This is a genomic window from Streptococcus sp. (genome assembly GCF_030528045.1).
Taxonomy (GTDB): Bacteria; Bacillota; Bacilli; order Lactobacillales; family Streptococcaceae; genus Streptococcus.
The window spans coordinates 1-25777 of record NZ_JAUMZR010000011.1 but is presented as its reverse complement, the minus strand read 5'-3'; the positions used below and the strand labels follow the sequence as shown (position 1 = coordinate 25777).

The following is a 25777-nucleotide window of genomic DNA, read 5'->3' as shown; positions in this document are numbered from 1 at the left end:
TTTCAATTTATAGTTTAAATTATAAATTTTGTAATATTTTAACTCTAAATAGGTTCTATTTTTTTCTATTTTTTTTATTTGAGAAATATATTTGTGACCTATATCGAAAATTTGATAAAGAAAAAAATTTCGGAAGAAATTACAATCAACACTAAAATTACTGGCAGGATTTCTACTAACAAATTAACTTTAATCAGATTATAAAAATTTAATAAAATAATTGTTAAATAAAGTGAATACAAATAAGGGAATACAAACGCAATTATGAAAGAAAAGAATAAAATAATTTTTTCTTTTGGCGAATCAAAATTGAGTTTAGATAGTAATTTTATCAGAAAATATTGCAAAATTAAAAATATAATCGAAAAAATAGATAGATAGATATTGAATATGTTATTTACATTATTTGCCCAGAAAAACATTATTGTATTTAAAAATATCAGCCCCCATCTTAAAAGATTCCATAGGGAAGCACGACCAACTCCTACCTCATTTTTCGAACGTTCCCAATCATATTTCAAGAGCAGTTCTAGGTATTGACTGAGCTTTTGTGACTTTTCCTCTGAGTAATCAAAATCACTTAAAAGATCCCAAATATGGCCATCTTTCATATAATAATCATTAATATATTTTACATTCATATCAGAGCCATATGGATTGATTTGTGATTTAAGTCTACTAACTGCAGATTTTCTATTTTTTCCGTCTAGTAAATCAACAATTATCAACTTTATACTTTTTCTCCATTCTGTTCTTTCCTTAGTAATATAATCAAGCCAATTTCTCTTACTATTATTAACAAACACTAAAATCGCACTCAAGATAGCTCCTAGACCAGCTCCACTAAGTAGAGTAATAATCTGGCTTGTTTCCAATCTTCTCACCTCTCTTTCGAAATTCTTCAATAAATCCCAACTGTTCGAAATTCTTGAACAGTTCAACTAGCAACTTCTAGCTTCCCACTCACTCCTTAGCAAGCCATATATCAGACTGTCACAGCGGTTGCCTTGGGCATCTTTGCGGTCTCTTATGCGAGCTTCGAGGGTGAAGCCAAGTTTCTCTGCGACTCGTTGACTTTTGATATTGTTGCCAAAACAAGTCAGTTCAATCTTATGCAGATTCAATTCTTTAAAAGCTAGGTCAATCAAGGCACGCGCTGCTTCTGGAACATAACCTAGACCCCAATGATCTGGATGTAAGATATAGCCAATCTCCAAGACATCATCCTCGTGACGACGAGGGAAATCAACAGAGCCGATGACCTTATCGGTTCCTTTAACGACAATCCCGTATCCCGCTGGTAGATTTTCCTTTTGATTACGCTCAGGAAGGATGTGCTCCAGATAATAAATCTCATCTTCCAAGGTCTTGACGGGCGGAAAGCCTGCTGGGTAGGAAACTTCTGGCCTACTGGCATAGTCAAAGATATCCACAACATCAGCCACGTTACGGACTCGTAAAACAAGCCGTTCGGTTTCTAAACGTTCTGGCAACTCTGCTCTTGTCATCCTTCTACCTCGCTTTCTACAAAAAATCGTCCCTGCCATCTACATGACAGGGACGAATATGCTTATCCGCGGTACCACCCAATTTCGGGCAAGGCCCGCATCTTTGTTTATTTCAATTTTTCATCCATCAGCAACCAGTTTTGACACATTTGTGGACTTCTCAGCGCCGCCACTTTCTGTAAAATGTGGGATCCAAAACACCTCTAATGGCTCTATTGTAGCAAGTTTTTCTCGGAAATGCAAGGGGCAAGAAAGATTACTTGAAGCTGATTCCGTGCTCTTTTAATTTCTTAATGGTAGCTGGGCCGATTCCTTTCAAGGCAAGGAGTTCTTTTTCCGTCCAGTTTTTAAAGTCAGCAGCCGACTTGATGCCTTCATCATAGAAAGTCTTAGCACGATCTACTGAGAGACCACCCAAAGTAGCTGCGAAATCTTCTACAGAATTGGCTACTTTTTGAGCTTGCTCTTTAGTCGCTTCTACTGCTTGTTCCACTTTTTTAGAGACAACTTTTCCTGCTTCGCTGGCAGATTTTTCTGCATGTTTAACGACTTTCTTGGTCTCTTCGACAACTTTGGTCACCGTATTTGAAAAGGCACCTGAGCGACGAAGGCTATTTCGCAATTGTTTTTTACGTTGGAGTTTCTTTGACATGATAAAATCCTTTCAATAAAAAATCCCTGCTCTGACAAGGATTTAATAAAGATATTCTATCAAGATTTTGGGAAAAAATCAAGAAAGGAAACAAGATTCCCCTTAAAAATCTAGCCATCTTTTTCTTTCAATCTAATTTGACAATGATTCGACTTCTTGATAAAATATGCAGTAATGTGCAAGACTGACTCACGTAAAAAGCTGATAAGGAGAACGATATGAATAACGAGAGTTACTTTGACGGTGGTCTTTTGAGCTACGTTTGACATGCTATCCTAGCCATGCTTATCATGGGATTTACTGCTGGAATCGCTACGCCTTGGGCAGTTTGTATGATGCAAAACTGGAAGGTTAAGCATACTGTCATCGATGGACGTCGCCTTTATTTTGATGGAACAGGTTCTCAATTATTCGGGAACTGGATCAAGTGGTTCTTGCTCACCATCATCACTTTGGGCATCTATTCATTCTGGTTGCATATCAAAATGGAACAATGGATTACCAAACACACACATCACGTATAAACAAAAAAAGTGCGTCCATACGCACTTTTTGATTTGTAACGATTAGTAGTTTCTCTCGCCAAACAATCCTTCTGGTAAATCATGGAATCCCTTGCCTGCCTTGAAATTTTCAAACTTACCAAGCAAGAACTGGTAGGCATCCAAACGGCTCTCGTAGCGAATCATGGCATCTTTGGCACGCTCGTCTTGGTCTTCTTCGTAGACTTTTTGACTTTCCTTGTGCGCCATGTCGTTGATCATGATCTGGGTATTGACCCAGGCTTCAAATTCCTTCATAAATTCCTGTTCGTAACTCATTGATTCTCCTTATTCTAATCCACGGAAATAGTCCGTATCAATCTCTCGGTAGGGCTGGATATCCTGAACATACTCTAGAACGCCTTGGAATTCCCCGTTTTCATCGTGTACCGCAGCATAGGTGATGTGGACAAACTTGCCTCGCGACTCCGACTTGAACCACATTTCATACTTGTCCTTTTTACCTTCACGAAGACCTTTCATAACAGCCTTCACCTTTTCTAGGTACTTGGGCGGATGGCAGAGTTCTACATTGCGTCCGACTTGGGACGGCGTCCGTTTAAAAATCATCTCATCAGCTGGTGCATTGTCATTGTAGTACTGAAAAATGTCGTCTTTATTGACAAAGGTGATCTCCATAGGGAGGTGATTGAGGATGAGGTTGGCCTGCTCAACTGAGAGATAGCCATTCCCAAAAGCCTGTTGGCTATGACGGTCCATCACTGCTTCCTTTTCCTTAGGGGTAAAGATAATGGTGAACTGTCCTTCTGGAGTATTGATAACTTGCTGAACTTGACCTTCTGCCGTGTCTAGTTGTACGGGCTCTTCTGCACTTTTTTCCTCAACAAAGCTCTGTCGTTCTGGCACCCATTTCTCTGACGGACGGATGATGGCATAGCCGTAGGCATCGCTCTCCTCCGCAATTTGAAGCCAGTCATCCTGGGTGAAGGACTCAAGAAGAATCATGAGAAGGATGGACTCTTCCTTAAAAATCATACTTTCAAACTCTGTCGCAAAGGATTCAAAAGCTTCCTTTACAGTGGAAATCGGCACTTCTGGTAGTGCCTTAGCCGTCGCTAGAGCTGTCTGAAAGAGTTCTCTGATCTGATCATCCACTCCCCACATCACTTTTGGAGGTGAATCGTGACCATAGCGCTCCATGATGGGAAAGAAGAGCTCTTCCTTGCGCTGATAGTGGATATCAAATTGCCCCAAAAGTCCCATTTGACGGACCAAACCCTTGCGCATCTCTGCCAGCATTTCCTCATCTTCCATAGTCTCATAGGTATCTAACAATCTCCGAATGCGAATCAAGGCTGCACGGAGGGCCAGATTTTCATCCTTGAAGACGCGAACTGGGTGGCCAGGATGCTCGGTATCCTCTACTTCAACGCCCTTAACAACGTTTTTAAAAAGATTGGCATGGACATCGCAGAGTTCCATGACATCTTCAAAGGTGACACCTGAGTCTGAGTTCATCAGCTCGTGCTCCATGAGGGAAATCTCGATGGCTGACACACCTGTAAAGGTCGCATCAAAACGCTCCTGAACCGACTCGGGAGAGGCACCGTTGTGCAATTCTAACAAAATATCCCGTAGGATATGAATCCGTTCATCTGCCATTAGTCTAATCCAATCACTTCATAGCCGTTCGCTTCTAGCGTGCGGACAATCTTGTCCATAGGCGTTCCTTCAAGTTTAGAACCCTGCTTCAGCGATACTTTGCGACCGACTGTATTGCGCATCAAGGGATTAGCAAGTGGTTTAAAACCGAGCTCCACTAGGATTTCCAAAACTTCTGGGTGCTTGTCTACCACTTCTGCAACGGGTATTGACACATCGATGATATTGTCCATGACGACCTCCATTGTATGTTCTAATACTCAATGAAAATCAAAGAGCAAACTAGGAAGCTAGCCGCAGGCTGAACTTAAGTACGGCAAGGTGAAGCTGACGTGGTTTGAATTTGATTTTCGAAGAGTATAAAATGATTTTACTGCTTATATTATACCATATGGAAAGAGATTAAAAAACTAGCAGAAGAGTTCCTGCTAGTTTCTTTCATTTCAAGTTATTCCTTATCATCTGGTTTTGCGAGCCACTGAGCTACATCCATCAACTTGTCAGCAAGCAGTACTTTCCCGAAACCTACTAGAGCATTGTCATCTTTTTTAATGTTCTTCAGGACTTTGACGCTTTGCATCACGAAAAAGTAATTCCCATAAGTTTTAGCTAGAGTTTTTATAAGTCCCATATTACTCTTCTTCGATGATTTCGACCTCTTTTCGGATAGTATCAACGTCTCTTTGATATTGCACTTCATTGTAGTTGACTAGCTTGGACAATTCCTGTTGCAATCTTTCTCCCATCGGTTTCATGGTCGCAAAGGTTAAGCCACCAGAAATGACTCCACCTAGGATAGGGATCACTTTCCCCATCCCTTTAGCTAGGCCTCCTTTTGTCAGATTGACTCCAAAAATTTTCAAAACTTTTTCTAAAATTGGATACCAAAGAGTTTTTGTCAAGGCTTTCTTGTTCACTACTTTTATGACTTGTTTGGCTACTGTCACACCGCCTGATCGAAGCAGGGCACCTGCGCCATTTACTCCCAGCATCACACCGAGATACAGTAGGAGTGTGTTTTTAGCTTCCTCGCTTAACTCATTGCGCGATGCCCAAAGATCATCAAATCCGTAAATATACCCTAGTTCTTGAGCTAATTTCAATGAAAAAACATAAAACTGAGCTACATCTGTCGGGATAGTGATCGCCATGGCAAGGCCTCCAGGTAGACCTGCCAAAACCGAAGTTCCACTGGCTAACAGGACATTATCCTTAATACAGGCCTTGGCCACTCTATCCAAGCTTTCCTGGGGTAATAAAGCCGTCGGTCCTTGTTCAATCAAAGTTGGAATATCCTTACGGTCTAATTCCTTTGAAAACTTTTCTACTAAAAATTTCTCTCGATCAACTTTGACTACGGGTATTTTCACCACTTGTTGCAGCACTTGCATAGCTATATCTTGTTTAGCCATATGTCTCTCCGTTTTTCATTTATATCAAGCTTTATCATATCATACTATTTGAAATATACAAATTTTTTAAACTGCGTTTTACAGGGGCAACATATCGATGATTAGCAAACAGATTACTCTGACAAGAAAAAAGAGGGGCAACCCCTCTTTCTTAGTTCTTATCCAGATTGCGTAGCATCTCGTCCATCTTGTTTCCATATTCAATGGATTCGTCTTTGACGAAGGTTAAATCTGGGATTTTGTACAATTTCAAATTGCGACCAAGTTCACGTTTGATGGTACCAGTTGCTTTCTCAAGCCCGATTTGAGCTTTTTGATTATCTGAAGCAAGGTTACTCAAAATGGTGTAGTAAACCTTGGCAACAGACAAGTCACCCAGCATCTGAACATCTGTAATGGTCACACCTTGGACACGCGGATCACGGACTTTCTTTTGCAAAATCTCATTGACTTCACGCTTAATTTCCATGCCCACACGATCCGTACGGAAATGATTTGCCATGACATTCCTTTCTCTACTTTGAACCAAAAGCTAGGCCAGCAGACCTAGCTATTTTTATTAGATGGAGGAACTAGAGCCATTTGAATCTAGGAAACAAGCCTTAGATAGAACTAAGGGTTCATCAAGGCGCTGTTGACGACGAGTCAAATCGGCTATCGTTTCTCTATTAACGTTTAATTTCTTCCATGACGTATGCCTCAATCACATCATCAGTCTTGATATCATTGTAGCCATCAATCATCAATCCACCTTCACGACCGTTTGTAACTTCTTTGACGTCGTCTTTATAGTGTTTCAAGCTTGCAAGTTCACCATCGTAAATAACGACACCGTCACGAATAACACGAACTTTCGAGTCACGGGTAACTTTACCGCTAGTAACCATAAATCCACCGATGGTTCCCACTTTAGATACCTTGAAGGTTTCACGGATGATTGCTTCACCGATAACTTTTTCTTCGAATTCTGGATCAAGCATCCCTTTCATAGCTTCTTCCATCTCTTCGATAACCTTATAGATAATGCTGTGGAGACGGATTTCTACATCGTCAGCTTCCGCTTGTTGACGCGCTTGTGGTGTAGGGCGTACGTTGAAACCAACGATAAAGGCATTGGAAGCCTCGGCAAGAGTCACGTCAGACTCATTGATAGCACCTACTGCCGAGTGAACGATGGTAACTTTGACACCTTCCACATCGATCTTTTGAAGTGAGGCAGAAAGGGCTTCAACAGAACCTTGTACGTCGGCCTTGATGATAACGTTAACTGACTTAAGCTCACCAGCTTTAAGTGTATCAAAGAGGTTTTCAAGGCTGACACGTTGGGTAGCTTGACGTTGTTTCATAAGGGCACGTTTGGCACGTTCTTCACCTGCTGCACGCGCAGATTTTTCATCTTCGTAAACGGCAAAGTGGTCACCCGCCATTGGCGCTTCGTTCAAACCTGTGATAGAAACCGGCGTTGATGGGCCAGCCACCTTGACACGACGACCAAGATCATTGGTCATAGCACGGACACGACCGAAGGTATTTCCGACAACGATTGGGTCTTGGACATTCAAGGTACCTTGTTGAACAAGAAGGGTTGCGACCGCACCTTTTCCTTTATCCAAGCGAGCTTCGATAACCGTACCGATCGCACGCACTGTTGGGTCTGCCTTGAGTTCTTGGATTTCAGCTACAAGAAGGACTGTTTCCAACAATTCATCAATGTTTTGGTTGAATTTAGCTGAGATTTCGACAAACTCAGAATCTCCACCCCAGGCAGTTGACATAACACCATGCTCTGCCAATTCACCGATAACGCGTTCTGGGTTGGCACCTGGCTTATCAATCTTATTGATGGCTACAATGATTGGAACGTTGGCCGCTTTTGAGTGGTTGATGGCTTCGATAGTCTGAGGCATAACCCCGTCGTCGGCCGCTACAACCAAGATGGTAATATCGGTAACAGAAGCACCACGCGCACGCATAGAGGTGAAGGCCGCGTGTCCTGGTGTATCAAGGAAGGTGATCTTCTTGCCATTTTCCACGATTTGGTAGGCACCGATATGCTGAGTGATTCCTCCTGCTTCACCTGTCGCTACACGAGAGTTACGAAGGGTATCCAAGAGGGTTGTCTTACCATGGTCAACGTGTCCCATGATGGTTACAACTGGTGGACGCTCAACCAATTCATCTTCGTTAAGATAGCCATCTTCAACAAAGAAACGTTCGATGTCGGCATTATCTACTTCAACCTTTTGTTTGGCTTCGATACCGTAATCCACCATGAGGAGTTCGATGGTTTCCCCATCCAAGGATTGGTTTTGTGTGGCCATCACACCCATCATAAAGAGTTTCTTAACGATTTCTGCTGGTTCACGTTTGATACGTTTTGCGATTTCCGCAACAGTCATACCATCTGTATACTCAAATTCTGTTGGCAATTCGTGGAACTTACGCTCTGTAACAGGTTTTGGAGTCTGGTTACGGTTGTTTTGCTTGTTCCCTTTTTTATTTTTCTTGTTGTTATTCCAGTTACTATTTCTTTGATTTCTCACTTGATTCTGACTACTTCGATTCTTTTGTTGTTTTCTAGGACCATCTTCTTCGTGATCATAATCGTCACGTTCTTTGTCTGGTCGAGCTTGTTTTTTACGACGTGTATCCACTGGCGCTTCTTTCGCTACAGGAGCCACTGTTACTGCTGGCTGCGTTTGTTCAGCTAGCTTAGCAGCTTCTTCAAAGATTTCCTCTGGTTCCTTGCGTTTATTAGCTTGAGCCAAGGCTTCTTTGGCTGCTTGCGATTGTTTGAAGCGCTCCTCGCTTGAGCGTGCGTACTCTGCATTTTGCTCTGCTTTTAGGGCTGCTGCACGGGCTTTAAAGTCAACACGTGGCCCAGCTTGTTTTGGCTGGAAGTCTTGTTGCTGACGGCGATCATTGCCACGATTTCCTTGACCTTGTGGTTTTTTCCCTTGGTCGTTGAAACGGCGATTTTCGCGGTTCCCTTGACCAGGTTTGCCACCATTACGGCCGTCGTTTTTCTGACGGTTGCCGTTTTGTTGTTGGTCACGGTTGTTGCCCTTGTTTTGTTTGCGTCGTTCTGCCTGCTCTTTGGCACGCGCCTCACGCTCCGCCTTGAAGTTTCGACTCTGTGGTCTTGCGGCCACTACTTTTTCTTCCTTAGCGGCTACTGGTTTAGCTGATGCAGGCTTTTCCGCTTTCTTTTCTACACTTGCTTTTGGTGTCGCAGGTTTTGCTTCTGCTTTCGGAGCAGCTGGTTTAAAGCTAGCTGCGATTTGTTCAGCAGCAGTAGCTTCCACGCTCGATGAGTGGCTTTTCACATCCAAGCCCAACTCTTTTGCACGCGCTACAACTTCTTTACTTTCTTTTCCAAGTTCTTTTGCGATTTCGTACAATCTTTTCTTAGACAAATCATGTCCTCCTCTTCTATTCCATAAGAGACCTCATTTTCTTTGTAAATCCAGCATCTGTCACAGCCAAAACCTTTCTGGATTTTCCGACTGCTATGCTTAATTCCAGTGTTGAAAACACGGTTATAACTTCTACTTGATAATAGTCACTTTTATCTTGAATCTTCTTGGTCAGATTGGGACCAGCATTCTGTGCTAGAAAGACTAGCTTGGCTTTCTGATCTTGGATAGCCTTGACCACCAATTCCTCGCCCGATATGATTCGGCCTGCTCGTTGAGCAAGTCCCAAGAGATTGCTTATCTTTTGCTTATTCAAGTCCTAACTCTCTTCTTTTCACTTTGTGATCCACATAGGCGATCAACTCGTCATAAAAGCTTTCTTCCACTTCCATGTTAAAACTGCGGTTAAAGACTTTCTTCTTTTTTGCCTCTAGGGCTTCTGCATTGTCTAGCTTGATATAAGCGCCACGGCCATTGGCCTTGCCTGTCGGATCGATAAAGACCTGTCCTTCTTTGTTCTTGACAATGCGGAGCAAATCACGCTTATCAATCACTTCATTGGATACAACAGACTTGCGCAAAGGGATTTTTCTTGTTTTCATCTTTCCCTCCTCTAGCAGCTTTTATTCTTCGATCAATTCGTCCGCAGCTGCGTAATCCACTTGACCTGCTTCTTCCATAGCTTCAAATTCACTGGCAGACTTGATATCGATACGGTAACCCGTCAAGTGAGCTGCCAAGCGAACGTTTTGTCCACGACGACCGATAGCAAGAGAAAGTTTGTTATCAGGTACAACGACCAAGGCACGCTTGCTGTCGTTTTCATCAAAGATAACTTGGTCAACCTCTGCCGGTGCGATGGCATTGTAGATAAACTCAGCTGGATCTGCTACCCACTCGATAACGTCGATGTTTTCTTCTACAGGAATCATGCGATCGCTCTTGGCATCGTAACGAGCTGGGTGGAATTTGCTGGTGATTTTCTTGATATTGGCACCACCACGCCCAACGATTGTACCGATAGCATCCACGTTAGGATTGTGGCTACGAACGGCAACTTTCGTACGGTCACCAGCTTCACGAGCCACGCTCATGATTTCGACAGTTCCATCGTAAACTTCTGGAATTTCTTGCTCCATCAAGCGTTTGATCATTTCTGGATGACTACGGCTAACAAAGACGTTGACACCACGAGGGTTGTCTTCAACCTTGTAAACGTAGACTTCGATACGATCATGGGAAGCAAAGACTTCTCCAGGGATCTGGTCTTGTTTGGACAATTGGGCTTCGATGCTGCCAAGGTTGACGTAAATAAAGCGGTTGTCAAAGCGTTCTACCGTACCAGACATGATTTCTTGTTCATGTTCCTTGTAAGTATTGTAAGTGATGGCACGTGTTTGCTTACGCATTTTTTCCATGATGGTTTGTTTGGCAGATTGAGCTGCTACACGACCAAACTCAGCTGGTGCTTCCTCGAACTTAATCTTGTCACCAAGCTCATAGGCTGAATTAATGGCAAGAGCATCTTTCAAGCTGATCTCCAAACGGCTATCAAATACTTCATCAACAACTTCACGGACAGTATAAACTGTAAAGTCACCTGTTTTTTCGTTGAAGTCAATAGCTACGCTGTCAGATTGACCATAGCGTCTGCGATAAGCGGAACGAAGCGACTCTACTACTGCGTCGATGATATCTTCTTTTTTGATTCCCTTGTCTTCTTCCAAAATGCGGAAGGCCTCTAGCATTTCTTTACTCATGTTCTTTTTACTTTTGAATCCTCAAAAGCTATCCTTTCTTTTCTATAGTTTTACTGCTAAACGTGCTTTTGATACTAAACTGTATGGAATTTGGACGGTTTTCTTACGTGTCTTGTCCATATACTCCATAGTCAACTCATCCCCTTCAAAGGATACCAAAGTTCCTTCAAAGACTTTTTGCTTATCGATAGCTTGGTAGAGCCCAACATGGATGTATTTCCCAACTGCTCCAGCGACAGCATCCTTGGTTTTCAAAGGGCGTTCCAAGCCTGGACTGGTGATTTCTAGGAAATATTGTTCTGGGAAGGGATCGGGCTTGATGGTGTCTAGGACAGGACTGATGATTTCTGTCAAGTCTGCCGTGTCGTTCAAGGTAATTCCTTCGGGTTTATCTACAAAAATACTGAGAATCATGTCACTGCCAATCTTTCCATACTCGATGTCCACGAGCTCGAAAGGCGCTTGGATGACAGGTTCTACAACTTCTCTGACTAATTTTACGATTGTTGCGATTGTGTCCACCTCCTCATAAGTAAGAGGCGAAGATATTTCCCCGCCTCTCTTTCTCATATTCTTACTATCAGTATAGCACGTTTGTCAATTTATGTAAAGCATTAGCACTCAAACAGCTGGTTTTCAAGCTATTTCTTAAAATTCTGCTTCAACTCGGTAGATCACTTGACCCTTGCTGGAGAATTTTTGCTCATACTCTGTCATGACATTGCCTTCAAAATCACTGGCATGCAAGTCCAGCCAAACACCATTGAGTTTCATCCCATACTGAGAAAAGCTCACTAGACTGTACTCAAACAAGCCACGGTTATCTGTCTTGAAATGGATTTCCCCATTCTCAGGCAAAATACGCTTGAAGGTATCCAAGAAACTCTTGTAAGTCAAACGACGCTTTTCATGGCGTTTTTTAGGCCAGGGATCTGAAAAGTTTAGGTAGAGACGATCAATCTCACCGTCTTCAAAGTAGTCAGTCAGATCTGAACCATCTACCCACAGCAATTTGATATTTGGCACTCCAACTTCAAGCACCTTGTCTAAGGCATAACTCAATACCGACTTTTGAATGTCAATCCCGATGTAGTTGATGTCAGGATTTTGCTTGGCCATTCCTGATACGAAGGCCCCTTTCCCACTTCCAACCTCTACATGAATAGGATGATCATTTCCAAACAAGTCTCGCCATTTCCCTTTAGCTTCCAAGGGATTGAGGACCACATACTGAGGATTGGCCTCTAGTAATTCTGTCGCCCCTTTACGATTTCTAACTCTCATCTCTTCTTTCCATACTTGTCACGGAAGACACGCAAGGCGTAAATCTCCCGGTTTACATTGTCTAAATCTTGATTTTCACAGTATTTGGCAATCTGGTTCAAATAAGAATACTGACCATACCAATACAATTTATCTAACACTGTCTGATTGTACTTATAGCCGTAGTCTCTCAACCATTGGCGCCACTGATAATCCGGAATGTAGTGGCATAGCAAATGCGCTACATCAAACATACGATCCGTCAGACGAACCGAATCCCAATCCACTAGATAAATGAGTCCACTCTCTGTCTCAATCCAATTACTATGGCGAAGATCCCCATGCACAATCGTTGCATGGTCTTCCCTAAAACCTGGAACCGTCTTACCTAGCTCAGCAATCACACTGTTCAAATAGTGGTTCTGCTTCAAGATTTCTGGAACTCCTTGCTGCCAAGAACGTAGCAAATCAACTGGCGTTTCCATGGTATATCCCAAACGGCTCAACTGCTTCATCAAAGGACGCGAGCGGTGAAGGCGTTTCAAGATATTGATAATCTGCTTGCGATTCATATCGTAAGGGGTCAAGATTTTACCCGTCAGCCATTCCTGAGCACACATATCACGGCCATCTGGCAAACGACGAGTCCATAGTAATTGAGGAGCGATTTGTTCTCTGGCTAGGCCAGGTAGGATTGGAGAGGTATTCATTTTTACAAAGACGCGCTTCCCATCAGGGTAGCTTCCCATATAAGCTTTGCCACTCTTCCCAGGGATAGGGGTCAGCGTTAGCTCATTATCACCCAAGTCCATTTCTTTCCTCCGTATAAAGTTTCCTTACTATTCTACTAGTTTTTGGTCTATTCGTCAACCAATCTTTTTAGTTGGTAAGGCAAATAAAACAATTGTAGGAAGAGACTAGCCCCTACAAGAGCCAACAAGGCTATTTTTTCTTGAAAAACCACTGCTCCGACCAACAATTCCAGCAAAAGAACTGCACTTCCCACACCAAGCACAATCTGTTTCAATCCCTTTTCTTTCTCCCCTTTTTCTAGCGGAAAGAGCTGGGTCAAGTATTGGTAATCAAAGGCATGATAGAGAGCGAGTAACTGAAAGAGCAAGAGGTAGTTAAACAGCACTACCACCGCTGTAGCGATCCAAGATTGCTCGATAAAGATCACAGCTAACAAGGATAGGAGCAAAAGACGCAAACTAAGGGCAAAGAGGTCTCCATTTCGCAGGTAAGAACGGAGATAGAGGTTTTGCCAAATTTTCCCAGGTACCTTCTGAACAGTCTTTAGGATAAAATCCAGATAAGCGCGACGTTTGACACTATTTGAAACGCCCTTGACCTGAGTAAAGAGAGCAAAGAAACGAAGCAAAACTTGCTTTCGCTTGCTTTCTTGGGCGATAACATAGTCCCAGTCGATTCCAGTCTCAGTAAGAAATTTACTGGCTTTTTGGCGAAAGAGGAGATATTTTCCAACTCCCAATAAAACCACATAGATGAGAAAGACTGGAAAACCATAGCCCATGGCTAAAAACAAGGGTACAAACAAAAGCAAGAAAAGGGTTTGGACCAAGAGCCAAAAGACCAGTGAGCGCACTGTCTGCCCTTTGAGGTGAGACTTAACCTCCTCTTCACTGACTAAGAGAAAGAGCTTGTCAGGTCCTTCCATATAGGTCGCGATTCCTCCCCAAGCCAAAAGCAAGGCAGATACAATCCCCAAAAACAAGAGGATAGGCCAGTGGTTTTCAGGAAAATGTTGCAGAAGTTGACTGTACTGGTAAGCTAGAAAACCGATGAGAACTAGCAGGAACAAGACAAAGTGGTCATTGAGAACATAACGCAGATAACCAACACACTCCTTACGAAAAGCCTGCTTTCGCTTTAAAAACAAGTCTTTCATAGCTCCTCCTCTTTGGTCAGAGCCAAGTAAATATCATTCAAACTCGCTTCAGGCATGTCAAAGGCTTCGCGGAGTTGCTGGAGGTTCCCCTGAGCTCGCACCTCCCCCTTGTGGAGGATGACAAAGGCATCACACATCTTCTCCGCTGAATCCAGCACGTGGGTACTCATGAGAATGGACTTGCCTTTTTGCTTCTCTACTTCTAGAAGCTGAATCAAGTCAGAAATAGCCAGCGGATCGAGGCCAAGGAAAGGCTCATCAACGATGAAAAGGCTCGGATCCACCACAAAAGCACAGATAATCATGACCTTCTGCTTCATCCCTTTGGAAAAATGTACTGGGAACCAGTCTAATTTTTGGTCCAAACGAAACATTTTTAACAAAGATTCTACTCGCTCAAAAGCCACTTTTTGCTCAATACCATAGGCCATGGCAACCGTCTCGATATGCTCTCTAAGAGTCAATTCCTCATACAAGCTAGGCGTTTCTGGGATATAGCCAATCTGCTTGCGATAGCTGGTCGCATCTTCTCGCAGGGTGAGACCATTAATCTTGATTTCTCCACTGTAAGGCGTCAAAAGTCCAATAATCTCATTGATAGTCGTTGATTTCCCAGCACCGTTAAGACCAATCAAACCAACCAACTGCCCACTTTCAACTGTAAAGGACACATCTTTCAAGACAGGGACATGAACATAGCCTCCTGTCAGGTTTTTAATTTCTAACATATTTTCTCCGAATCTGGTATAATGTAGCTATATTATATCAAAATTCAATACAGTAGAGGTGGATTTTATGTCAGATTGCATTTTTTGTAAGATCATCGCAGGGGAGATTCCTGCTTCAAAAGTATACGAGGATGAGCAGGTTCTTGCCTTTCTTGATATCTCTCAAGTAACGCCTGGACACACCCTCATTGTACCCAAAGAGCACTATCGTAATCTTTTGGAGATGGACGCTACCAGCGCCAGCCAACTCTTTGCCCAAGTACCAACAGTGGCTCAAAAAGTCATGAAGGCTACCAAGGCTGTTGGCATGAATATCATTGCCAACTGCGAGGAAATCGCTGGTCAAACGGTCTTTCATACCCATGTACACCTCGTACCTCGCTACGGTGCAGAAGATGACCTCAAGATCGACTTTATTGCCCACGAACCTGACTTTGACAAACTTGCCCAAGTCGCTGAAACCATTAAAAACGCTTAAGGAGATGCCATGAAACTATCCAATCTATTGCTATTTGCAGGAGCTGCAGCTGGAAGTTATTTTGTCGTGAAAAATCGCCAAGCTATTCAGGATGAAGTGCTAGATACAACTGACCGCGTTCAAGCTATCAAGGATGATTTGGATATCATCCAAAACAGCCTGCAAATCATCGACCAACAAAAAGCCCTTATCAAGGAATACCAAAAAGATTTGACCTACAAGTTCAAAGTCTTGGAAAAAGATTTCCAAACCAGAATGGCGGTCCTCCAAGAAGAAAAACAAGAATAAGAAAGCCTCCAACTTTCCTTAAATCCATTTTGGATTACTAGATTTGAACAGAAAAAGGAGGCAATGAAAATGAAACAGTTTGTAAAAGTTCTAGCGAAGGTCATCGCGATCCCTTGCCGGCTGCCTCTGCCTGCTTGCAGCCCTAGCATTTCTACTAGTGGCCCATCTTTTCAAGGCTTCACCGAGTGACATCCGTGAGGGGAATGAAGCCTTAAAACAAATCTTTATCTCTCTTGACATGCCTCCTGAGAAAGTAGAATCAAATGGAAGGTATCAATTTGAGGGTGGAGGCTTACATTTTTATGTTACTTTCTCTGATGATGTCATCAATAGCCACCCCGTCCTAAAAGAAAGTCCAAAACTCACCAAAAACCGACTGGAAGTCTATGTCCTCCAGACAGGAGAGATTTCCTACTATAAAGTAGGGGATAACTTGTTCAATCATGGTTTATTTCAGTTTTTAGAGAAGGAGGGCGAGAAGTATTTCCAAGAAAAAGGAAAGAAATTTAACCCTAATTACTCACTTCTCTTTTGGAATAATCAAGAAAGTTTTAAAAAGGGAATCGCATTCTATGAAAAAGCTTTGACCTTAGTAGATATTCAGGATAATTCGGCGATTAAGCGCATTGACACCGTCACCGTTAAGCCTGGAAAGGAAGAGGAATTCAAGCAACTCATCCAGGAGATGGATGTGGCTGGCTTGCTCACTCAAAAGTATAAATAGTAGACTAACTGGAGAATGATTCTCGATACTAAATTTTTAATGATAACAAAAAAAGAGCCCGCCGGCTCTTTTTACTTTATTCTCCTTCAAAGGCATCTTTTATATGGTCAAAGAAGCCTTTTTTCTTTGGATTGACTTTCAAGTCACCTGCAGCTGCGAATTCTTTAAGCGCAGCTTTTTGGCGGTCGTTCAAACCTGTCGGAGTCACGACATTAACTGTAACATATTGGTCACCAACGGCACCGCCACGAAGGCTCGGTGCTCCCTTGCCACGTAGACGGAATTTCTTGCCAGTCTGAGTTCCTTCTGGGATAACCAATTCAACATCTCCATGAACAGTTGGAATTTCTACAGTGTCTCCAAGAGTAGCTTGGACAATATTAAGATTTAACTTGTAGAAAATAGTTGTTCCTTCACGTTCAAACTTATCGCTAGCTTCCACAGAAACTACTACATACAAGTCACCATAAGGTCCACCGTTAAATCCTGCTTCACCTTGACCAGCTAGGCGGATTTGTTGGCCTGTTTCCACACCAGCAGGGATCTTCACATGTACGCTATGAGCTTGTTTTTCATGACCTGTTCCGTGACAAGTTGTACATGGATCTTTAATTTCTTTTCCGCGACCATGACAGACATCACAAGTTACTTGACGGCGCATCATACCAAGAGGAGTCTGCGTATCGACATTAATGACACCAGCGCCATGACAGCGTCCACAAGTGACTGGACTTGTCCCTGGCTTAGCACCAGATCCATTACATGTACGACAGCTTGCTTCACGGTTGTACTTAACTTCCTTTTCCGTTCCGAAGATAGCTTCTTCAAAGGTCAAGTTCACACGGTACTGGAGGTCATCCCCTTGACGAGGAGCGTTTGGATTGCGTGAAGCTCCGCCTCCCCCGAAAAAACTTGAGAAGATATCTTCAAAACCACCGAAGCCACCTGCTCCGTCAAAGCCGCCAAAACCGCCAGCACCACCAAAGCCACCGTTGGCACCTGCAGCACCATACTGATCGTAAGCTGCACGTTTTTGGTCGTCACTCAAGGTCTCATAGGCTTCTTGAACTTCCTTGTACTTTTCCTCAGCGCCAGGCTCCTTGTTGATATCTGGGTGATATTTTTTTGAAAGCTTACGATAAGCCTTTTTGATCTCGTCTGCCGAAGCGTTTTTTGACACCCCCAGACGATCATAAAATTCAGTATTGTTCATACAAGATACTAAGAGCGAACAGAAAGCGACTGAAATTTAGGAAACCGACAAGAAATTCTGATTTCTTAGGAGGTTTATCTAATTTCCAAGCTTTCCGCTCGAGTTCAATTCCTTTCTTTTATATTGATGAGATAATACTCCAGCCACTCGGCCCTATCCCTTTTTATCGAAAAACAGAGGCTGGGTTGCAACCTCTGGATTTCTTCTTATCATTACGACATTCTAAAACAAAGTCTATTATACTTTGTTTTAGAACTAGTCATTCTTAACGATCTCGCTCTCCGACTTTCAAGCTCGGGATAAAATAGTCCACTGGACTATTTTATTTCTCCGTAAACTCTCCGTCTACGACATCATCGTCTGCGTTTCCTGTTGCTTGTGCACCTTCTGCTCCTGCTTGAGCTTGTTGGGCTGCTGCGGCTTGTTCGTAGAGTTTAACAGCAAGCCCTTGAGCTTTTTCATTCAAGGCTTCAAGTTTTGCTTTCATTTCGTCCAAGTTGTTGTCTTCTTGCGCTTTCTTAAGGTCATCAAGTGCAGCTTGGGCAGCATCACGTTCTGCATCGAATCCTTTACCTTCAGTTTCCTTGATTGTTTTTTCAGTAGCAAAGATTGCTTGGTCAACTTCGTTACGAAGGTCTACTTCTTCTTTACGTTTCTTATCTGCTTCAGCGTTAGCTTCTGCATCTTTCATCATGCGGTCGATTTCTTCGTCTGTCAAACCTGAGTTGGATTGGATGACAATGGTTTGTTCTTTTTGAGTTCCAAGATCTTTAGCCTTAACAGACACGATACCGTTCTTGTCGATATCAAATGTTACTTCGATTTGAGGAATTCCACGAGGTGCAGCTGGGATATCGGTCAATTGGAAGCGTCCAAGAGTCTTGTTATCTGCTGCCATTGGGCGTTCACCTTGAAGAACGTGGATATCAACGGCTGGTTGGTTGTCTGCTGCTGTTGAGAAGACTTGTGATTTAGAAGTTGGGATTGTAGTGTTGCGATCGATAAGTTTTGTGAAGACACCACCCATTGTTTCGATACCAAGTGACAATGGTGTTACATCAAGAAGGACAACGTCTTTAACATCACCAGTGATGACACCACCTTGGATAGCAGCACCCATGGCAACAACTTCGTCAGGGTTCACTGATTTGTTTGGTTCTTTACCAGTTTCAGCCTTAACAGCTTCTACAACAGCTGGGATACGAGTTGAACCACCAACAAGGATAACTTCGTCGATTTCTGACAAGCTCAAACCTGCATCTGAAAGGGCTTGACGAACTGGAACTTTTGTACGTTCTACAAGATCACAAGTCAAATCGTCAAATTTGGCACGAGTCAAGGTCATTTCCAAGTGAAGAGGTCCAGCCTCACCTGCAGTGATGAATGGCAAGCTGATTTGAGTTGAAGTTACACCAGAAAGGTCTTTCTTAGCTTTTTCAGCCGCATCTTTCAAACGTTGCATTGCCATCTTGTCAGTAGACAAGTCAATACCGTTTTCTTTCTTGAATTCTGCTACCAAGTGGTCGATGATTTTTTGGTCAAAGTCGTCACCACCAAGTTTGTTGTCCCCTGCAGTTGACAATACGTCGAAGACACCGTCACCCAATTCAAGGATAGATACGTCGAATGTACCACCACCAAGGTCAAATACCAAGATTTTTTCTTCTTTGTCAGTCTTGTCCAAACCGTAAGCAAGAGCTGCAGCAGTTGGTTCGTTGACGATACGTTCTACTTCAAGACCAGCGATTTTACCAGCGTCTTTTGTTGCTTGACGTTGAGCGTCGTTGAAGTAAGCTGGGACTGTGATAACTGCTTTGGTTACTTTTTCACCAAGGTATTCTTCCGCATAACCTTTCAAGTATTGAAGGATCGTAGCTGAGATTTCTTGTGGAGTGTATTCTTTTCCGTTAGCAGAAACTTTTTCAGAAGTTCCCATCTTAGATTTGATAGAGATAACTGTATCTGGGTTTGTGACTGCTTGACGTTTCGCAGCGTCACCAACAATGATTTCTCCGTTTTTGAATGATACTACAGATGGAGTTGTGCGGTTTCCTTCTGGGTTTGCGATGATTTTGCTTTCAGTCCCTTCAAGAACTGCAACTGCTGAGTTTGTTGTACCTAAGTCAATACCGATAATTTTAGACATGTGTTTTTCTCCTTAAATTTTAATTCGAATTTTGATTTTTTGATATTCTCCTTAAGTGGTGGGGACGTGAGCAACTCCCTTCGGGATTTCATCGCTTATTTTTGAGCCTATTGTCTCAAAAATCCCCTGTTTCAGTAGCCAAAGCTACTGAAACTTTCACCACGGCGGGCAATATCTTCCTTGCAAGCCTCCGGCTTGCTTTTTATCTTTCTTCATAGTTTATTGTCATTTCGGACAAAATTTCTAAGCTCTGTTGCCTAGTTATATACTACTACCATGGCTGGGCGTAGGATGCGGTCATGGAGTTTGTAGCCTTTTTGAAAGACTTGGGCGATGGTATCTGCTGGATGTTCATCATCTGCTGGGAGAGTTTGGATGGCCATATGATAGTTATGGTCAAATTCGCCGTCAGCTGCGATTTCTTCGATTCCTTCTTCTTTCAAAGCGTAAACCAAGCTTTCTTGCACCATCTCCAATCCTTTTTTAACATCGTCTGTCAAACCTTCAACGGCTAGTGCACGTTCTAAGTTGTCGAGCGATGGTAAGATTGCTTTTGCCAGGTCTTGGCTACGATAACGTTGCAAGTTTTGACGTTCTTCATTGGCACGGCGTTGAATATTTTGCATTTCTGCATGAGCGCGAAGGTATTTATTTTCAAACTCATCTGCACGTTCATTTGCCAAGTCCAACTCTGACTTTTCAGGAGTTGTTTCTTCAGTTGTTTCCACAACTTCCTCTTCTTTCATTTCTTCATTTTTTATATCTTGGGCCATTTTCGCCTCCTTTAATGATTTCAATCTTAATGTACTTCATAATGATTACTGCTGAGGTAGCGGTAAAAATCTGTCAACTTCATGGTCAAAACACGATTGACAACATTGACTTGATTGACCAATTGCTGGTAGTCCAGATTGACCGGACCGATAATCGCTAGAATTCCAAAACCACGATAAGGGATGAGGAATTTACTGCTAATCACTGCTAGGTCAGCTAGACAAGACTCTTGACTGTCCGCAACACGGACATTTTGCATCTGATCTTCATGCAGACTTTCACGAATCTCTAGGGCCACCTTTTGCGGTTGGTCAAAGAACTGATAGGCTGCTAGATTGGCAAAATTCAAGAGATTGACTTTTCCCGCTACCACAATATTTTCGTTGAACATTTCTTTAAAAATGTGTTCAAAGAGATCCATGACATTGTCCGTTGTTGTAAAGTAACGTTGGATAATCTGCGGAATCTCCGTCCGAATTTTGTAGTGAATATCTAGAACGGTGTGACCGAGGAAACGTTCTTGAATCAAGGTCTTGAGGCGATTTAAATCTTCCTGCAAGAAGTTCCTTGGAATCAAAAACTGACTGGTAACCGTTCGAGACTCGTCTAGGGTGAAAACTGCAAGAGCAGTATGTTGTCCAAGAACGACAATATCGAAGGCCGTCAGGCGCTGTCTGCTCGACTCAACATCCAGTGCTACTACCGTACAGCCGCTTAGGTCTGTCAATAGATTAGCAGCCTCTTGCAGAATATCCTCCAGTTTGAAGAACTCCTGATCAAAGGCTTTGACAATCTCATAAACCTCATTTTCAGCCAGCCGATCAAAAGCCAGTGAGTGTTTTACATAGTACTGAAAACCGGCAACACTTGGCATACGACCGCTTGAGGTATGCGCTTTTTCAAGCAAACCCTGCTTCTCTAGAGCCGCCATGTCATTACGAATGGTAGCACTACTAGAATTGATAGACTCTTGTAGCGCCTTGGATCCGACAGGTTCGTGCGTTTTGGTAAAGATGTCAATAATCAGATTTAAAATATCCTGCTGACGCTCTGTAACCATCTCATCACTCCTCTCTGTCTGATCGATTAGCACTCTATACATCCAAGTGCTAACTCATGATTCTATTATACACCCTTAGAAGAGAATGTCAAGACAAAAACTCAAAAAATTAGCACTCTTTTGCCAAGAGTGCTAAAAATCAGTCTGAAGACCTAGAATCTTACTTCTCATCTACTTAGTATTTCCTTTTAAGTCTGAAAAAACCATAGATTAGATAAGAAATTAAGCAAGTGTATAAAACGAAAATAATAAAGAAAGACTGAGACAAATTTTCTCGATACAAACTCATGCAAACAACAAGACCACCTGAAAAAGTGGCTATACAGGAACGAAGTCTAGACCACATAACTTCCCATCTGAGATCCTTACTCATATAGACTTTCTCCTCTGAAAGTATATCAGAAGTTGGTTTACGAAGAATTAAACAAAAATCTGTTTCTATCAATTCCCAACCGCTATTTCTAAAATCTTGGAGTTCATGCTTATACTTTTTAAGAAATCTAGAATCATAGATATGATAGATGACATCATCTGGTTGGCATCGTTCAAAATAGAAAAAGCCAAACGGTTAGTTCTATATCTCCAACCTTTCAAGTGCATCTCATGTAAATATTCTTCTTCCTTGTCCAAATCAACAATGGTGAAAATCCTAAATTGCTTTTTATTTATCATGACTTTCTCTCCAATTTGAGCATACCTATCTTATCATAAATCATCATAAATCTGATAATTCCTTCTTTTTATGCCCTAACTTCCAGCTAATATAGACAACTATTAACAAAAGGATTAAAGACAAGAAAATATCTAGCCCGACCGCAAGAAAACTCCATAGACCATACGCATTACTTCTATTGAGCAATTTAAGTAAGAATGGTATATGTATGGCTAGCAAAAGTAAAGCAGGTACTAATCGCAGTCTTAAAATGCGATTAACCATAGCTAATTTCCCAGCAGGGTCATTATAGATTTCAAATTCTGCATTCGATTCAATTTCAGAATGTGCTTTTCTAAAATAAGAAAAACTATTAAAGTCTGTAATATGCTCCCAACCACAATCTTTAAATAGTTGTAAATAGGAGGATCTCTCTGATTTTTCCATCGGGTAAAAATCCAACTGATAAGATACTTGTTCCGGCTGACACTTTTCAAAGGTATACTTAACTACAAACAATAAGATAGAATAGCTTACTTTTCTAAGCTTCCAGCCCTTGGCATGCATTTCTCTAAAGTATAGAGCCTCCCTCTCATAATCCGCAATGGTAAAAATTCTATAAACATTTTTCTTTTCCATCATCCTTCCTCCCGACTATTTCTATAGAGCCGTTCAATACGTTTCAATTCAATATCTAAGACTTTTCGTCCCAAGTCTGTGATCTGATAGATTTTTCGTTTTTCCTCTTCCCGGATAAAGGAAATCAAGTCATCCTTTTCCATCTTTGACAAGGTTCCATACATAGTCCCTGGACTAATCAAAACTTGTGAATCAGTCATCTCCTTGACCTTTTGTGTGATACCATATCCATGGTTCTCCTTCTGTAAACAAAACAAGATATAAAAACCTGTTTCAGTCATGGGGAGGTAAACACGCCTGATCTTATCTGTTAATTCCATTTAACCACACCTCCTATTTAATTCGATATATCGCACTTCGTTATATAAAATATATCACAGTTCGATATAAAATGCAAGAAAAAGAGAGAACGATTTCTCGTTCTCTCTTCTTAGACTTTGGCTCTATAATATCTGTAGCGGGTAAAAACCACTATGGAAATTATAGAGCCCTTTTTATATTCTTAATATAAGTCAAGATAATTATCAACTTCCCATTGTGAAACAAAGGTCGCATAGCTAGCCCACTCGATACGTTTGGCTTCAAGGAAGCTAGTGTAGATGTGTTCACCTAGGGCTGCCTTGACCACTTCATCCTCAGTCAAAGCTTTCAAGGCATTATGAAGAGTTGATGGAAGATCAGTGATTCCAGCTTCCTTACGCTCTTCTGCTGTCATGATGTAGATATTTTCTTCGATAGGAGCTGGTGCTTCGATTTTGTTTTCAATACCATGCAAACCAACTTCCAAAAGAACAGCCATAGCGATGTATGGGTTTGCCATGGGGTCCACCGAACGCAACTCAAGACGAGTTCCCATACCACGTGAAGCCGGCACGCGCACAAGTGGCGAACGGTTACGACCAGCCCAAGCAATGTAAACAGGCGCTTCATAACCTGGAACCAAACGTTTGTATGAGTTAACCGTTGGGTTCATGATGGCAGTATAGTTGTAAGCATGCTTAATCAAACCACCCAGGAAATGGTAGGCCGTTTCTGACAACTGCATTCCTTTTGGATCATTTGGATCAAAGAAGGCATTGTTTCCTTCTGCATCAAACAAGGACATATTACAGTGCATACCTGATCCAGCGATACCAAATTTTGGTTTCGCCATAAAGGTTGCGTAAAGACCGTGTTTGCGAGCAATGGTTTTAACAACAAGTTTAAAGATTTGAATCTTGTCACAGGCACGGAGGACTTCATCATACTTGAAGTCAATTTCATGTTGTCCAACCGCAACCTCGTGGTGACTCGCTTCTACTTCAAATCCCATTTTGGTCAAGACATTAACGATTTCACGACGTGTATTGTCCGCAAGGTCAGTAGGCGCCAAATCGAAGTACCCACCCTTGTCATTTACTTCAAGTGTTGGATCTCCATTTTCATCGAGTTTAAAGAGGAAGAATTCTGGTTCTGGACCAAGGTTGAAGGATTTGAATCCTACCTCTTCCATATGACGAAGTGCACGCTTCAGATTACCACGAGGGTCACCTGCAAAGGGTTCGCCTTCTGTTGTATAGACATCACAGATCAAACCTGCAACACTTCCATTTTCATCTCCCCAAGGGAAGACTGTCCATGTATCCAAGTCTGGGTACAAGTACATATCTGACTCATTGATACGTACAAAACCTTCAATAGAAGAGCCATCAAACATGGCTTTGTTTGACAAGACCTTATCTAACTGTTCATCTGTAGCAGGAATTTCGACGTTTTTCATGGTTCCCAGAATATCTGAAAACATGAGACGGATAAAGGTAACATTTTTTTCCTTGACTTCACGACGAATATCTGCAGCTGTGATTGGCATGGGTTTTCTCCTTAATATATATGACTACTTGCGATTGCCTAACCGCGACCAAAGGGTGACCGTACTGAAGCAAAGCGCCCCTGCTGGAGGAGTTCATTGTGAAGTGCACGACGCACTTCCGTCTGACTCACGGCTTTCTTGGACTTCGCCTCGCGTTCAACATATTTTTTCTTAATCGTAGCAATATTATGACCTTCAGAGATATAATCTTTGATTTCAAGCAGACGATCCATGTCATTCAACGAATACATGCGACGGTTCCCTTCGTTTCGATCAGGTTTGATCAACTCTTGATCTTCATAATAACGAATCTGACGCGCCGAGAGATCGGTCAATTTCATAACACTGCCGATAGGAAAAACAGCCATATTTCGGCGAAATTCTCTTTCCTTCATTTACAATTTCCTTCTTCCTGTCTATTATAGTCTAAAAAAAGACAAACGTCAACGAATAATGTCATAAAATGTAACATTATTTTCTTTTTTTCTCCCAAAAGAGTTTCAGTTGCTCAATATCATAATTTACAAGGATTGCGACAAAAACTCCCATAAATGTTTCAAATACACGTGCAAATACGTACAAAAATGTTTCTCCGCTTGGTATTGATAGGGTAATGATTAACATAGCCGCTACACCACCGATAACTCCTGCCTTGTTGTTCATGGCGACATTTGTCATAATGATTAACATGGTGCAAATTGGAACAACTAGTAAGGTTACCCAAAAGGCTCCATGAAATAAAGTGTTTAAGAGGAAAAAGACAAGGGCGTAAAAACCGCCAATACTATTTCCTAAGATACGCGAAGTTCCAAAATGGACACTCTTATCAAAGCTCTCTCGTAAACTGAAGACCGCTGTCAACGCTCCAATTTGAAGCCCCTTCCAGCCAAAAAAACCAAAAATCAAGAGAACTATAAATACGGCAATCCCTGTTTTGAAGGTTCGCATACCAAGCTTGAACTGTGACTTATCAAATTTATATTTTTTAAAATAACTCATAATCTCAACTTTCTACTACCATTTTAACATAAATTAGTTGATTTTATGAGTGAAAATCAATAGGAAGCGTTTTTAATTTCGGGCTATAAAAAAGGGCTCTATAATATCTGTAGTGGGTAAAAACCACTATGGAAATTATGGA

At 42.0% G+C, this 25777-nt stretch carries 30 protein-coding genes and 2 pseudogenes; 4 read left to right on the top strand and 28 right to left on the bottom strand.

The features are described from left to right. Positions 1-98: 98 nt before the first annotated feature. The 3 genes from Q4A91_RS03315 to Q4A91_RS03305 form a co-directional block, all read right to left on the bottom strand. Positions 99-875 carry a hypothetical protein gene (locus Q4A91_RS03315; protein ID WP_303207372.1) on the bottom strand — a complete coding sequence of 259 codons (777 nt, stop codon included), beginning with the start codon at positions 873-875 and terminating at the stop codon, positions 99-101. 66 nt (positions 876-941) lie between these two features. Next, positions 942-1508 carry a GNAT family N-acetyltransferase gene (locus Q4A91_RS03310; protein WP_303207370.1) on the bottom strand — a complete coding sequence of 189 codons (567 nt, stop codon included), beginning with the start codon at positions 1506-1508 and terminating at the stop codon, positions 942-944. 256 nt (positions 1509-1764) lie between these two features. Continuing rightward, the gene (locus tag Q4A91_RS03305; protein ID WP_000038697.1) at positions 1765-2160 is read right to left on the bottom strand and encodes a helix-hairpin-helix domain-containing protein; all 396 of its coding nucleotides are present in this window, start codon (positions 2158-2160) and stop codon (positions 1765-1767) included. A 281-nt stretch (positions 2161-2441) separates the two neighbouring features. On the opposite strand from Q4A91_RS03305, the gene Q4A91_RS03300 reads away from it, so the two are divergent. Beyond that, positions 2442-2684 carry a DUF898 family protein gene (locus Q4A91_RS03300; protein WP_303207368.1) on the top strand — a complete coding sequence of 81 codons (243 nt, stop codon included), beginning with the start codon at positions 2442-2444 and terminating at the stop codon, positions 2682-2684. 42 nt (positions 2685-2726) lie between these two features. On the opposite strand, the gene Q4A91_RS03295 is transcribed toward Q4A91_RS03300, so the two are convergent. The 15 genes from Q4A91_RS03295 to Q4A91_RS03225 all read right to left on the bottom strand — a co-directional run bounded on the left by Q4A91_RS03295 (position 2727) and on the right by Q4A91_RS03225 (position 14813). After that, positions 2727-2981, bottom strand: a complete 255-nt coding sequence (locus tag Q4A91_RS03295; protein WP_000119707.1) for a DUF1912 family protein — start codon at positions 2979-2981, stop codon at positions 2727-2729. Positions 2982-2990: 9 nt separating this feature from the next. Continuing rightward, positions 2991-4325 carry a DUF438 domain-containing protein gene (locus Q4A91_RS03290; RefSeq protein WP_303206817.1) on the bottom strand — a complete coding sequence of 445 codons (1335 nt, stop codon included), beginning with the start codon at positions 4323-4325 and terminating at the stop codon, positions 2991-2993. Continuing rightward, complete coding sequence (locus tag Q4A91_RS03285; protein WP_000368739.1) at positions 4325-4558, bottom strand: DUF1858 domain-containing protein; 234 nt, start codon at positions 4556-4558, stop codon at positions 4325-4327. Before Q4A91_RS03285 ends, Q4A91_RS03290 begins: the two co-directional genes overlap by 1 nt. A gap of 215 nt (positions 4559-4773) precedes the next feature. Further along, complete coding sequence (locus tag Q4A91_RS03280) at positions 4774-4956, bottom strand: hypothetical protein (protein WP_303206816.1); 183 nt, start codon at positions 4954-4956, stop codon at positions 4774-4776. A 1-nt stretch (position 4957) separates the two neighbouring features. Further along, complete coding sequence (locus tag Q4A91_RS03275) at positions 4958-5737, bottom strand: hypothetical protein (protein WP_303206815.1); 780 nt, start codon at positions 5735-5737, stop codon at positions 4958-4960. 151 nt (positions 5738-5888) lie between these two features. Next, complete coding sequence (gene rbfA / locus Q4A91_RS03270; RefSeq protein WP_303206814.1) at positions 5889-6239, bottom strand: 30S ribosome-binding factor RbfA; 351 nt, start codon at positions 6237-6239, stop codon at positions 5889-5891. Positions 6240-6405: 166 nt separating this feature from the next. Further along, the gene (infB, locus tag Q4A91_RS03265; protein ID WP_303206813.1) at positions 6406-9153 is read right to left on the bottom strand and encodes a translation initiation factor IF-2; all 2748 of its coding nucleotides are present in this window, start codon (positions 9151-9153) and stop codon (positions 6406-6408) included. 16 nt (positions 9154-9169) lie between these two features. Then, positions 9170-9469 (bottom strand): YlxQ-related RNA-binding protein, encoded by a 300-nt coding sequence (locus Q4A91_RS03260; protein ID WP_303206812.1) that lies wholly within the window; start codon positions 9467-9469, stop codon positions 9170-9172. Next, entirely contained in the window at positions 9462-9755 is a 294-nt protein-coding gene (locus Q4A91_RS03255; RefSeq protein ID WP_000857560.1) for an RNase P modulator RnpM, read from the bottom strand. Before Q4A91_RS03255 ends, Q4A91_RS03260 begins: the two co-directional genes overlap by 8 nt. A 21-nt stretch (positions 9756-9776) precedes the next feature. Beyond that, positions 9777-10913, bottom strand: coding sequence for a transcription termination factor NusA (gene nusA, locus Q4A91_RS03250; RefSeq protein ID WP_000032277.1), 1137 nt, complete (start codon positions 10911-10913; stop codon positions 9777-9779). Between the two features lie 42 nt (positions 10914-10955). Further along, complete coding sequence (gene rimP / locus Q4A91_RS03245) at positions 10956-11435, bottom strand: ribosome maturation factor RimP (RefSeq protein ID WP_303206811.1); 480 nt, start codon at positions 11433-11435, stop codon at positions 10956-10958. Between the two features lie 126 nt (positions 11436-11561). Next, positions 11562-12197 carry a tRNA (guanosine(46)-N7)-methyltransferase TrmB gene (gene trmB / locus Q4A91_RS03240; RefSeq protein ID WP_001266088.1) on the bottom strand — a complete coding sequence of 212 codons (636 nt, stop codon included), beginning with the start codon at positions 12195-12197 and terminating at the stop codon, positions 11562-11564. Continuing rightward, positions 12194-12988: a cell cycle regulator CcrZ gene (gene ccrZ / locus Q4A91_RS03235; protein ID WP_303206810.1), complete on the bottom strand. Its 795-nt coding sequence runs from the start codon at positions 12986-12988 to the stop codon at positions 12194-12196. Before ccrZ ends, trmB begins: the two co-directional genes overlap by 4 nt. Before the next feature lie 47 nt (positions 12989-13035). Next, on the bottom strand, positions 13036-14085 hold the full coding sequence (locus tag Q4A91_RS03230) for an ABC transporter permease (protein ID WP_303206809.1): 1050 nt from the start codon (positions 14083-14085) through the stop codon (positions 13036-13038). Further along, entirely contained in the window at positions 14082-14813 is a 732-nt protein-coding gene (locus tag Q4A91_RS03225; RefSeq protein WP_247943219.1) for an ABC transporter ATP-binding protein, read from the bottom strand. Before Q4A91_RS03225 ends, Q4A91_RS03230 begins: the two co-directional genes overlap by 4 nt. A 67-nt stretch (positions 14814-14880) precedes the next feature. On the opposite strand from Q4A91_RS03225, the gene Q4A91_RS03220 reads away from it, so the two are divergent. The 3 genes and pseudogenes from Q4A91_RS03220 to Q4A91_RS03210 all read left to right on the top strand — a co-directional run bounded on the left by Q4A91_RS03220 (position 14881) and on the right by Q4A91_RS03210 (position 16303). Next, positions 14881-15291 carry an HIT family protein gene (locus Q4A91_RS03220; RefSeq protein ID WP_125384974.1) on the top strand — a complete coding sequence of 137 codons (411 nt, stop codon included), beginning with the start codon at positions 14881-14883 and terminating at the stop codon, positions 15289-15291. Positions 15292-15300: 9 nt separating this feature from the next. After that, positions 15301-15579, top strand: coding sequence for a hypothetical protein (locus Q4A91_RS03215; protein WP_000777745.1), 279 nt, complete (start codon positions 15301-15303; stop codon positions 15577-15579). A gap of 63 nt (positions 15580-15642) precedes the next feature. After that, positions 15643-16303: pseudogene (locus tag Q4A91_RS03210) on the top strand (hypothetical protein). A gap of 76 nt (positions 16304-16379) precedes the next feature. Here Q4A91_RS03210 and dnaJ read toward each other — a convergent pair. The 10 genes and pseudogenes from dnaJ to Q4A91_RS03160 form a co-directional block, all read right to left on the bottom strand. Next, the gene (dnaJ, locus tag Q4A91_RS03205; protein WP_001066315.1) at positions 16380-17516 is read right to left on the bottom strand and encodes a molecular chaperone DnaJ; all 1137 of its coding nucleotides are present in this window, start codon (positions 17514-17516) and stop codon (positions 16380-16382) included. A 322-nt stretch (positions 17517-17838) separates the two neighbouring features. Beyond that, positions 17839-19662, bottom strand: coding sequence for a molecular chaperone DnaK (gene dnaK / locus Q4A91_RS03200; protein WP_303206808.1), 1824 nt, complete (start codon positions 19660-19662; stop codon positions 17839-17841). A 257-nt stretch (positions 19663-19919) separates the two neighbouring features. Next, positions 19920-20435: a nucleotide exchange factor GrpE gene (grpE, locus tag Q4A91_RS03195; RefSeq protein ID WP_000046025.1), complete on the bottom strand. Its 516-nt coding sequence runs from the start codon at positions 20433-20435 to the stop codon at positions 19920-19922. A 26-nt stretch (positions 20436-20461) separates the two neighbouring features. After that, positions 20462-21496, bottom strand: coding sequence for a heat-inducible transcriptional repressor HrcA (gene hrcA / locus Q4A91_RS03190; protein WP_303206807.1), 1035 nt, complete (start codon positions 21494-21496; stop codon positions 20462-20464). A 175-nt stretch (positions 21497-21671) separates the two neighbouring features. Then, positions 21672-22168: pseudogene (locus tag Q4A91_RS03185) on the bottom strand (DUF2812 domain-containing protein). 43 nt (positions 22169-22211) lie between these two features. After that, positions 22212-22787 carry a DUF2812 domain-containing protein gene (locus tag Q4A91_RS03180; RefSeq protein ID WP_303207395.1) on the bottom strand — a complete coding sequence of 192 codons (576 nt, stop codon included), beginning with the start codon at positions 22785-22787 and terminating at the stop codon, positions 22212-22214. After that, positions 22787-23107, bottom strand: coding sequence for a PadR family transcriptional regulator (locus Q4A91_RS03175; RefSeq protein ID WP_303206806.1), 321 nt, complete (start codon positions 23105-23107; stop codon positions 22787-22789). The genes Q4A91_RS03180 and Q4A91_RS03175 overlap by 1 nt, the downstream gene beginning before the upstream one ends. 182 nt (positions 23108-23289) lie before the next feature. Beyond that, positions 23290-24636: a type I glutamate--ammonia ligase gene (gene glnA / locus Q4A91_RS03170; RefSeq protein WP_001122885.1), complete on the bottom strand. Its 1347-nt coding sequence runs from the start codon at positions 24634-24636 to the stop codon at positions 23290-23292. A gap of 38 nt (positions 24637-24674) precedes the next feature. Further along, complete coding sequence (glnR, locus tag Q4A91_RS03165; RefSeq protein ID WP_303206805.1) at positions 24675-25031, bottom strand: transcriptional repressor GlnR; 357 nt, start codon at positions 25029-25031, stop codon at positions 24675-24677. Between the two features lie 76 nt (positions 25032-25107). Then, positions 25108-25635: an aromatic acid exporter family protein gene (locus tag Q4A91_RS03160; RefSeq protein WP_303206804.1), complete on the bottom strand. Its 528-nt coding sequence runs from the start codon at positions 25633-25635 to the stop codon at positions 25108-25110. Positions 25636-25777 lie beyond the last annotated feature (142 nt).